Source organism: Aestuariispira ectoiniformans (assembly GCF_025136295.1).
GTDB lineage: Bacteria > Pseudomonadota > Alphaproteobacteria > UBA8366 > Aestuariispiraceae > Aestuariispira_A > Aestuariispira_A ectoiniformans.
Window position 1 is genome coordinate 1306844 of the sequence record NZ_CP062788.1, and the last position, 11951, is coordinate 1318794.

An 11951-nucleotide genomic window follows, 5' to 3' on the forward strand; every position below is an offset into this window, starting at 1 on the left:
TTTCGCCTCCTTTTTTATTGTTTGCAATGTGTTATGTTAATTAAAAAGCAATTTAAATTGTATTTTAGATAAAATTTAATCTTTTTGTTTTGTTGTTTTAATGTGGGGCGGATATAAGGCGAGATGAGGGATAGGTCTGGCGACCGGCCGTTGGCTGGTTTCTTTGGCTGGGCTGTCCGCGAAACGAAAGTTAGAAGAGAGAAAGGTTGTCAGCATGGCTGTTACACCGGAAGGCAACGAGACAAACGCCACCCCTGTGGACCAGAACCCGGGTCAGGGTCATGCGGGGCAGTCGCCTTTTGCCGTTGCGTCGGACAACCTGGCGGAACTGTTGGCGCGTGCGATCGTTGTCGGGCATCCGGATGTCGGTGGCGAAGACACCTATGTCATTGAACCCGGCCAGCCGCTGAAGTTCACCTTCTCTCTTGATGATGTTCAGATCATTCAGGCGGATGGCGATATCATTCTTGCCTTTGATGATGGCGGTCAGGTCACCTTTACCACGATGGTGGCGGCTGCTTTTTCCGATAATCCGCCGGTATTGCTGATGCCAGATGGTCAGGCCCTCTCTGCGGAGGTTCTGTTGGACAAGGCCATGGACATCAGCCAGTTGGCCGAGGGGTTGGCGGGTCTGGAAACTGCGTCCGGCCCTGCAAGTGGCGCACCTGCAACCAATTACGCTGAAACACTTGGTGGTTTTGGCGAAGGCGGTTTTGGTGACGTTCCTCCGTTGCCACCCGTGAACGTCGTAAGTTCCTTGGGAACAGTTCCGCCGCTGCGGGGATTTAATGACGGCGGCGATAGCGGCAGCGGTGGCAATAATGGCGGTGGCGACAACGGTGGCCTGGGGCCGCTTCCGCCCCTGCCTGCTGTGATTGCTGGTGATGACAGCGGAAGTGTTACAGAAGACAACGTCCTCAAGGTCGGCGGCAATTTGACCGTGACGGACCAGAATGCCGGGGAAGCCGTTTTTGACGGGGTTTCAGAGCCCGGTAAATATGGTCTTCTCACCATCACCGAAGACGGTGCCTGGGAATACAGCCTGAACAACGACGCAACCGCGATCCAGCAGTTGCCGGAAGGCCAGACGCTGACCGACACGGTGACTGTTCAGTCCGCCGACGGTACGACCCACGAAATTACGATCACGATCACTGGCACCAACGATGTGCCGGTGATTACCGGCGATGTGGCTGGCAGCGTGGCCGAAGACACAACGCTGACCACCAGCGGCACGCTGACTGGCGACGATGTGGACCTGAATGAGGATGGCTTCCAGCCGCAGACGGATACTGCCGGTGACTACGGCAATTTCTCCATCGACGCGGACGGCAACTGGACCTACGACCTGACCGCCAATGACGACCCCGCCATCCAGGGACTGGGTGTCGGTGACAGCCTGACGGAAACTTTCACGGTTATCTCCAAGGACGGCACGGCGACCGAGACGGTTACCGTGACCATCGAAGGCACCAATGATGCGCCGGTTGTTGCGCCCGTCAACGAGGATAACGTGGATGACGGCACGGCGGTCTTCTCCGTGGCCGAAGATAATTCACTGATTATCACTTCTGCCGATTTGCTGGCGAACAGCTCCGATGTGGACGGTGATGATCTGTCGGTTGTGAACTTGCAGGCGGACAACGGCACCCTTGTCGATAATGGTGACGGTACCTGGACTTTCACGCCGGGTGAAAATTTCAATGGCAAGGTTAACCTGACCTTTGGCGTCAACGACGGTCATGTGACAACCGACGCCACGGGCACAATCCGCGTAACACCGGTTGCGGACGCGGCGGAGATCAGTGGTGCCGACACGGGAGGCACGGTCGAAGACACAACACTGACGGCCTCCGGGAGTCTTGCTGTTGTCGACCCCGATACAGGCGAGAGCTTCGTCCAGCCGCAGACGGATACGGCAGGCGACTATGGCAATTTCTCCATCGATGCCGACGGCAACTGGACCTACGACCTGACCGGCAACGACAGTGACATTGTTCAAGGTCTGGGCGAGGGTGAGACGTTAACCGAGGTCTTCACGGTTCGGTCCCTGGATGGTACCGAACATGATGTGACCGTCACCATCGAAGGCACCAACGATGCGCCGGTAGTCTCCGGTCCGATTGCCGACAACATGGATGAGGATGGCGGTTCGATCACCTTCACCAGTGATGATCTGCTGGCGAATGTCTCCGATGTGGATGTGAACGACACGCATACGGTCTCCAACGTGCAGGTTGATGGCGGCGCCATTGTCGACAACGGCGATGGCACCTGGACCTTCACACCGGATGAGAATTTCAACGGCGAGGTCAATCTGACCTACGACGTGAGCGATGGTACGGCCACCGTTCCGGCCAGCGGTACGATCACGGTGAATGCGGTTGCCGATGCGGCCCAGATCAGCGGCGACGATACCGGTGCGACCGTTGAGGATACGACGCTGACGGCCACGGGCAGCCTTGCTGTTGCCGACCCGGATGCCGGTGAGGCAGTCTTCAATACCGACCCGGTCAACGGCACCTATGGCTCGCTGACGATCACCGAAGGTGGCGACTGGGAATACAGCCTGAACAATGATGCGGCCGCGATCCAGGCGCTGCCCGCCGGTGAGCAACTGACCGATACGGTTACGGTGACCTCCGCCGACGGCACGGAGCACGACATCACCATCACGATCACCGGGACCAACGATGTGCCGGAGATCACCGGCGATGCTGCCGGTTCGGTCGCTGAGGACGCCTCGACACTGACTACCAGCGGTACGCTGACCGCAGCCGATACGGATACGGGCGAAAGCTTTGTTCAGCCGCAAACGGATACGGCAGGCGACTATGGGAACTTCTCCATCGATGCGGATGGTAACTGGACCTACGACCTGACCGCCAACGACGATCCCACCATCCAGGGACTGGGCGTAGGTGACAGCCTGACGGAAAGCTTCACTGTTACGTCCCAGGACGGCACGGCCACCGAGACGGTGACCGTCACCATCGAAGGCACGAATGATGCGCCGGTTGTCTCCGGTCCGATTGCCGACAACATGGATGAGGACAGCGGCTCCATCACCTTCACCAGTGACGATCTGCTGGCGAATGTCTCTGACGTGGATGTGAACGACACGCACACGGTCTCCAACGTGCAGGTCGATGGCGGCGCCATTGTCGACAACGGCGACGGCACCTGGACTTTCACACCGGATGAGAATTTCAACGGCGAGGTCAATCTGACCTACGACGTGAGTGATGGCACGGCCACTGTTCCGGCCTCCGGCACAATCACCGTTGATGCGGTTGCCGATGCGGCCCAGATCAGCGGCGACGATACCGGTGCGACCGTTGAGGATACGACGCTGACGGCGACGGGCAGCCTTGCGGTTGCAGACCCGGATGCAGGCGAAGCAGTGTTCAACACCGATCCGGTCAACGGCACCTATGGCAGTCTGACGATCACCGAAGGTGGCGACTGGGAATACAGCCTGAACAACGACGCGGCAGCGATCCAGGCGCTGCCCGCCGGTGAGCAACTGACCGATACGGTTACGGTGACCTCCGCCGACGGCACGGAGCACGACATCACCATCACGATCACCGGGACCAACGATGTGCCGGAGATCACCGGCGATGCTGCCGGTTCGGTCGCTGAGGACGCCTCGACACTGACTACCAGCGGTACGCTGACCGCAGCCGATACGGATACGGGCGAAAGCTTTGTTCAGCCGCAAACGGATACGGCAGGCGACTATGGCAATTTCTCCATCGATGCCGACGGCAACTGGACCTACGACCTGACCGCCAATGATGATCCGGCAGTCCAAGGCTTGGGTGAAGGTGAGAGCCTGACAGAGACCTTCACCGTCACCTCCCAGGATGGCACGGCGACCGAGACGGTGACCGTCACCATCGAAGGCACGAATGATGCACCGGTTGTCTCCGGCATGGTTACAGAGACCATGGACGAGGATGGTGGTTCGATCACCTTTACCAGTGATGATCTGCTGGCGAATGTCTCTGACGTCGATGTGAACGACACGCACACGGTCTCCAACGTGCAGGTCGATGGTGGCGCCATTGTCGACAACGGCGATGGCACCTGGACCTTCACACCGGATGAGAATTTCAACGGAGAGGTCAACCTGACCTATGACGTGAGCGATGGCACGGCCACCGTTCCGGCCAGCGGTACGATCACGGTGAATGCGGTTGCCGATGCGGCCCAGATCAGCGGCGACGATACCGGTGCGACCGTTGAGGATACGACGCTGACGGCCACGGGCAGCCTTGCTGTTGCCGACCCGGATGCCGGTGAGGCAGTCTTCAACACCGACCCGGTCAACGGCACCTATGGCTCGCTGACGATCACCGAAGGTGGCGACTGGGAATACAGCCTGAACAACGACGCGGCAGCGATCCAGGCGCTGCCCGCCGGTGAGCAACTGACCGATACGGTTACGGTGACCTCCGCCGACGGCACGGAGCACGACATCACCATCACGATCACCGGCACCAACGACGTGCCCCAGATCACCGGTGATGTGGCTGGCAGTGTTGCTGAAGACGCCACGACTCTCAGCACCAGCGGGACACTGACCGCAGCCGATACGGATACAGGCGAAAGCTTCGTCCAGCCGCAAACCGACACCGCAGGTGACTATGGCAATTTCTCCATCGATGCCGACGGCAACTGGACCTACGACCTGACCGCCAATGACGATCCGGCGGTTCAGGGTCTGGGCGTAGGTGACAGCCTGACGGAAAGCTTCACTGTTACGTCCCAGGACGGCACGGCCACCGAGACGGTGACCGTCACCATCGAAGGCACGAATGATGCGCCGGTTGTCTCCGGTCCGATTGCCGACAACATGGACGAGGATGGCGGTTCGATTACCTTCACCAGTGACGATTTGCTGGCGAATGTCTCCGACGTTGATGTCAATGACACGCACACGGTCAGCAATGTTCAGGTCGATGGCGGCGCCATTGTCGACAACGGCGATGGCACCTGGACCTTCACGCCGGACGAGAATTTCAACGGCGAGGTCAATCTGACCTACGACGTGAGCGATGGTACGGCCACTGTTCCGGCCTCCGGCACAATCACCGTTGATGCGGTTGCCGATGCGGCCCAGATCAGCGGCGACGATACCGGTGCGATCGTTGAGGATACGACGCTGACGGCGACGGGCAGCCTTGCGGTTGCAGACCCGGATGCAGGCGAAGCAGTGTTCAACACCGATCCGGTCAACGGCACCTATGGCTCGCTGACGATCACCGAAGGTGGCGACTGGGAATACAGCCTGAACAACGACGCGGCAGCGATCCAGGCGCTGCCCGCCGGTGAGCAACTGACCGATACGGTTACGGTGACCTCCGCCGACGGCACCACCCATGACGTCACCATCACGATCACCGGCACCAACGACGTGCCGCAGATCACCGGTGACGCTGCCGGTTCGGTCGCTGAGGACGCCTCGACACTGACTACCAGCGGTACGCTGACCGCAGCCGATACGGATACGGGCGAAAGCTTTGTTCAGCCGCAAACGGATACGGCAGGCGACTATGGGAACTTCTCCATCGATGCGGATGGTAACTGGACCTACGACCTGACCGCCAACGACGATCCCACCATCCAGGGACTGGGCGTAGGTGACAGCCTGACGGAAAGCTTCACTGTTACGTCCCAGGACGGTACGGCAACCGAGACGGTGACTGTCACCATCGAGGGCACCAATGACGCGCCGGTTGTGGCACCCGTCAACGCGGATAATGAGGACGATGGCACGGCTGTCTTCTCCATGGCGGAAGATCACACGCTGACCATCACCTCTGCGGATCTGCTGGCGAATAGTTCGGACGTGGATGGGGATGACCTGTCGGTTGTGAACCTGCAGGCGGATAATGGCACTGTTGTCGATAATGGCGATGGTACCTGGAGCTTTACGCCGGGCGAGAATTTCAATGGCAAGGTGAACCTGACTTTTGGTGTCAATGACGGTCATGTAACGACTGATGCCAATGGGACGATCCGGGTAACGCCTGTGGCGGATATGCCGACGGTCACCACGGCGGAAGCGACCGGCGTGGAGGATCATGCTGTTGATCTCAACGTTGGTGCGGAACTGACCGACGGGTCGGAGGCCCTGACGGTGACGATCAGCGGCGTGCCGGACGGCGCGACCCTTACGGGCGGGATCGACTTGGGCGGCGGCGTCTGGAGTGTCGATCCAGGCCAACTCGACAGCCTCAAGCTGAACCCGCCGACGGATTTCTCCGGCGAGATCGAAATGACGCTGCATGCGACCAGTACGGAATCCAACGGTGACAGCAAGACCGCAACCGACAGTTTCAAGGTCTATGTTGCGCCGGATGCCGATGCGTTGAGCCTGAATGTTGCGGATGTAACCGCAGATACGGGCCCGGCTATGGGCACGGACGCCAGCGAAGTGATCACCGGTACGCAAGGGGCGGATGCGCTCTATGGCGGTGGTGGCGATGATGTCATCGTATCCTACGGTGGTGGTGACTATGTGGTCGGCGACGAAAGCGGCGTTGGCGGCAACTTCACAGCCGACCTTTCCATTGCTGCGGATGGCGGTGACAGCGACGGCTCCGAAGTCCTGACGGTCACGATTGACGGTTTGCCGGATGGGGCGAGCCTGTCCGCCGGGACTCAGCAGCCGGACGGAAGCTGGCACCTGAGCACGGCTGATCTTGCCGGGTTGTCTGTCAGCGGTCCGGCAGGGGCCGGAGATTTCGACCTGACGGTTACCCTGACCACGGTCGACAGCGAAAGTGACCGCGGCGGCACAGATACCGACAGCGTTAGCAAAACCATTCATGTCTCTGTTGAAGGGGGCGCAGGCGAGGCCGGTGTTGCTGGTGCGGACAATATCTCGACCGGATCGGGCGATGACACTGTTTATGGTGACTATACAACGGTCAGCCAGGACGCCAGTGAAGGCGGTCGGGGCGATGTGATCAGCACGGGTGCCGGTGATGACTTCGTGGTTGGTGGCCTGGGGGCTGACAATATCAGCACCGGTGCCGACGATGATATTGTCTATGGCGACCGTTATGGCACGGACTGGACCGGTGCACAGGCGGCCCATGAATCCAGCAAGGACGGTGGCGACAACATCAATACCGGGTCCGGCGATGACACTGTCTATGCCATGGGTGGTGACGATAATGTCACTGCCGGTGACGGGAATGATACGGTCTATGCCGGTGACGGTTCGGATACGGTCCACGGCGGTGACGGCAATGATATGATTGTCGGTGATACGACGGCTGTTGCCAGCCCGGAACCGGCGGCTATCACCAGTATCACCGCCAATGTGGCGATGAGTGGCCGGGGCACGGCAGGGACCTTCCGCGTTTTCGTGAATGGCGAATATGCCGGTACTTACCAGACCGACGTGAAGAAAACCCATGATGGTGACAGTGACGCGATTTCCATCGACGGCCTGCACCTTCAGCCCGGCACGGAGCCGACGATCACTATTATTCCCGTGGCGGACAAATCGCAGATCTGGGTCGACAGCATCGAGGTCGGCGGCAAGGTCTATGAGGCGGAAACGGATGCGACATATACCCATGCCAAGGAAATGGGTGACTATGTCAAACTGCAGCACGGCGGGTCGATCACCTTCACCGTTGGCGATGATGCCTTCACGAGCGCTGGTGGGGCCGGTGGCCAGGATGCGGTCGCCAATGATGACCAGCTTTACGGCGGGTCGGGCAATGACGTGATCTTCGGTGATACCGGCGATCTGGGTGAAACAACAGGGGGCAACGACCGGGTTGATGGCGGCGCTGGCGATGACCGGCTTTATGGCGAAGGCGGCAATGATACGGTTGTCGGCGGCACGGGCCGCGACTGGATTTCAGGCGGTGCGGACAATGGTCATGTGACGGTAAGCGCCACGGAAATTACCCTGCATTTCCAATCGTCTGATGCCGGTTACGACAACAGCTTCGGCTATTTCATCATGGATGAAGATGGAAACCCGACGATCGGCCAGGTCCTCTGGACAGATGTCAATGACGGCGGCAGCGAGACAATCGACCTGAACGGCATTGACCCGGCGAATATCGGCTATTTCATCATCCCGGATGGCGATAACCAGAACAGCGGTTTCTGGGATGGGGCGGAAGTCACCTTCCATCAGAATGGTGACGGAGAATGGACCGCCTATCTGAACGGACAACCCCTGGATGGGCAGGGTGCACCGGCCTATTTCAGCGGTGACGGCAGTCTGAACCCGGATGGCATGGTCCATGTCAATATAGGTGACGACGGTCAGATTTCCTTCGAAGACCTCTATGGCGGCGGTGACAGTGACTTTAACGATGTCGTGATGGGGTCGGAAACCACCCAGGAAGTGACGGATAGCGCCAACGGCGATCACCTTTGGGGTGGCGAGGAAGGCGGCCACGAGGTTTCGGTTTCCGATCAGCTTCTGGAAACTGGTGAGGTTGCCAGTGACCACGATGCGACCGGCGCGGATCAGGCCTATCTCTCAAGCCATGGGATTTTGTCCGATGGCGGGGTCGAGGCGGGGCAGGTGTTGAGCATCTGGAACGCGGGCGATGAGGAAAACAGCAGCTACCGCATTAGTTGGGGCGATGGCGATTATCGCTATGTCACGGTCGAGGCCGGCAAGGAAACCTATGTCCTGATGGATGGCCATGATGCTGGAATGGCCTATACCCTGGAGGCGGCCGATGGTAATGGCGGCTGGGAAGACGTCAGCACGGTTGTGTCCGGCAGCGACTATGACAGCAGCCTGAACTCGACCATGGTCAATGTTATGGGCGATGGGGAACAGGATGTCTTCTTCTTCAAGGAAGGCGATGGTTTCGATACCATCCATGACTTTGAGGTGGGCGTCGACCAACTGGTGATCAGTGGCTATGACGCGGACGATATGTCCTTCCACACCGATGGGAATGATACCGTGATCACGTTGGGTGATCAGGGCGATGGTCTGAGGCTGATCGGTGTCGATGCATCGGATATCACCGGGGATGACAATGTTGCCCACTATGATGCCGATACCAACCATGACGGGTCGTTGAGCGTTGATGAGGTCGTCGACATGCGTGAGCAGATTTTTGATGACAGCGGCCAGAGCGACGCGCCGGATGCCCATGACACCAGCATCGTATTCGTTGCGCCGGTGGAACCGGGCCTGAACCCAGAGAACAATGGGGAAGACCCGCCGCAATCCTGATAAAGGCAAAAGAAAATAAAAACGGCGGTCATGATTGGCCGCCGTTTTATTACAATAAATTTAATTAAAACTGTGATAAGTCATGGTTGCCTGTCTGGCTTTTCTTGTTTTTGTTTGGGATCGCCGGAAATTTTGGATTATTTTCAAGGGGCTCGTTTTTTCTCGTGACTGAGAAAGGTGTAACTTTGGCGCAAGACGATATCGCGCAACCGAAAAAGGCCACTGCCAGGAAACCGGCGGCCCGAGGTAAGTCCCAGAAGGCTGCCAGCTCCCAGAAGGCCGACGCGCCTGAAACTGATGATGGAATTCTGGCGTCGCCGCCGGTGATGGCGGATCGGAATGCCGGGAAAGGTCCACGGGACCTGCTGCGCGCGGATCTACAGGAAATCACCAAGGAACTGGATCGCGAAAGCCGCGAGGCCGTGCTTGAAGAGCGCAGTGGCCGCGATACTGTCTTTGACCGCCGGGCACCGCAAGAAAAGACCGACGGTGCCGAAGTCGAAGGCGCGCCGAATGGTGAGGATCGCCGCGGGCATGGACCCAGTTGGCATGTCCGCCCCACACCCACGCTGCATGATGATCCGTTGCTGGGCTGTCTGACCATTCTTTGCAATTTGTTGGACCGGCCCATGTCGGCGGATGCGTTGACGGCGGGGCTTCCCCTGGACGACGGTCACCTGACCCCGGACCTGTTTGTGCGCGCCGCTGGCCGTGCCGGTATCACGGCGCGGATGCAGCAGTATAATCTTGATGCGATATCCCGGCTGACATTGCCCTGTGTGCTGTTGCTGAAAGGCCAGCGCGCGGCAGTGCTGACCCATCTGAAACACGGGGAAAAGGCGACCATCCTGTTGCCGGAAATGGGCGGCGGCAGCCGGGAGGTCAGCTATAGCGAACTGGCGGAAGAATATATCGGTTACGCCCTGTTCGCCCGGCCGGAATTCCTCTACGACAGCCGTGCGGAGGAAGAGCGGGTCGAGGACCCCCGGGGATGGTTCTGGGCGACGCTTTTCAAATCCTGGCCGGTCTATGCCGAAGTTGTGCTGGCCGCCCTGCTGATCAACATGTTTGTGATCGCCAGTCCGCTTTTCGTCATGAATGTTTATGACCGTGTCGTCCCTAACTTTGCAGAAGAGACACTGTGGGTTCTGGCGATTGGCGTGGTGATGGTCTTCAGCTTTGATTTCCTGCTGAAGCTGTTGCGAAGTTATCTGGTGGATGTGGCGGGCAAGACCGCCGATACGCGGATTGCCGCCCGATTGTTCCAGCAGATGCTGGGAATGAAAATGCCCTATCGTCCGCAATCAGCGGGGGCATTGGCCAACTCCATGAGGGAGTTTGAGAACCTTCGGGAATTCTTCACTTCCTCGACGTTGACCACGGTAATTGACCTGCCCTTCATCTTCCTGTTCCTGGGCATCGTTTATATCGTGGGCAATATCTATATTGTCCTCGTTCCGGCCAGCGTCGTTGTCATGGTCGTCATCGTCGGGCTGATCATGCAGATTCCCATGCGCAGGGTCACGCAGGAAACCCACCGTGAAGCCCAGCAGAAACACGCTATCCTGGTTGAGGCGATCAGCGGGATTGAGACCATCAAGCTCACCGGTGCCGAGGGCCGGATGCAGCGTGCCTGGGAAATCTTCGTCAACAAGACCGCCCGGTCCGCCATGCTGGCGACACGCTGGTCGCAGGTGGCCATGCTTTTCTCCGGAACGGCGATGCAGATGGTGACGGTCGGTGTGGTCGTTGTCGGTGTCTATCAAATCCAGGCTGGTGAGATGACGGTGGGCGCTCTTGTCGCCTGTACCATTCTCTCAGGCCGCGCACTGGCGCCCCTGTCGCAGATTGCCGGGATTGCCACGCGCTTCCATCAGGCCCGCCAGTCTCTGGAGGCCCTGGACCAGATGATGAAGACGCCGGTGGAACGGCCAAAAGGGCGTAACTTCGTCAGCCGCCCCAATTTTGCTGGCAATATTGAATTCAAGAATGTTTCCTTCACCTATCCCGGCGCGCAGACCGAGGCGTTGACGGATGTCAGTTTCTCTATTGAGGCAGGAGAGAAGGTCGGCATTATCGGTCGGATCGGCTCCGGCAAAAGCACCCTGGAACGCCTGATCATGGGGCTCTACGATCCGACGGAGGGCGCCGTCATGATCGACGGTACCGACACACGCCAGTTGGACCCGGCGGACCTGCGACGCAATGTCGGTGTCGTGGCGCAGGATGTCTATCTCTTCTTCGGGTCGGTGAAAGACAATATCGCGCTTGGCGCGCAGGGCGTTGACGATGCCTCCATCCTCCGGGCATCGCGAATTTCGGGGGTTGAGGAATTTGCCTCCAAACATCCCCTGGGGCTGGATATGCCGGTCGGCGAGCGCGGGGCGAATCTGTCCGGCGGCCAGCGTCAGGCGGTCTCTGTTGCCAGGGCCCTTTTGTTGCAGCCGCCGATCCTGATGCTGGATGAACCGACCAGCTCTATGGATAACACGACAGAAAGCCGCTTCAAGGCGCGCCTGAATACAATTCTTGGCAACAAGACGCTGCTGATGGTGACCCACCGCAGTTCATTGCTGAACCTGGTGGACCGGTTGATCGTGATGGATGGCGGCCGGGTTGTCGCCGACGGGCCGAAGGCGGATGTCATGGAAGCCCTGGCCAGTGGCCGCATTCAGACGGCCAAGGTATAGCGCGGGCTGCAAGTGTAAGGATC

Annotated in this window: 2 protein-coding genes; both read left to right on the top strand. The window is 59.0% G+C overall.

Going from position 1 to position 11951, the window contains the following annotated elements; genetic code table 11:
- The first annotated feature begins 214 nt into the window (after positions 1-214).
- Positions 215-9238 carry a VCBS domain-containing protein gene (locus IF205_RS06390; protein WP_259782460.1) on the top strand — a complete coding sequence of 3008 codons (9024 nt, stop codon included), beginning with the start codon at positions 215-217 and terminating at the stop codon, positions 9236-9238.
- Between the two features lie 164 nt (positions 9239-9402).
- Positions 9403-11928 carry a type I secretion system permease/ATPase gene (locus tag IF205_RS06395; protein ID WP_259782461.1) on the top strand — a complete coding sequence of 842 codons (2526 nt, stop codon included), beginning with the start codon at positions 9403-9405 and terminating at the stop codon, positions 11926-11928.
- Positions 11929-11951 lie beyond the last annotated feature (23 nt).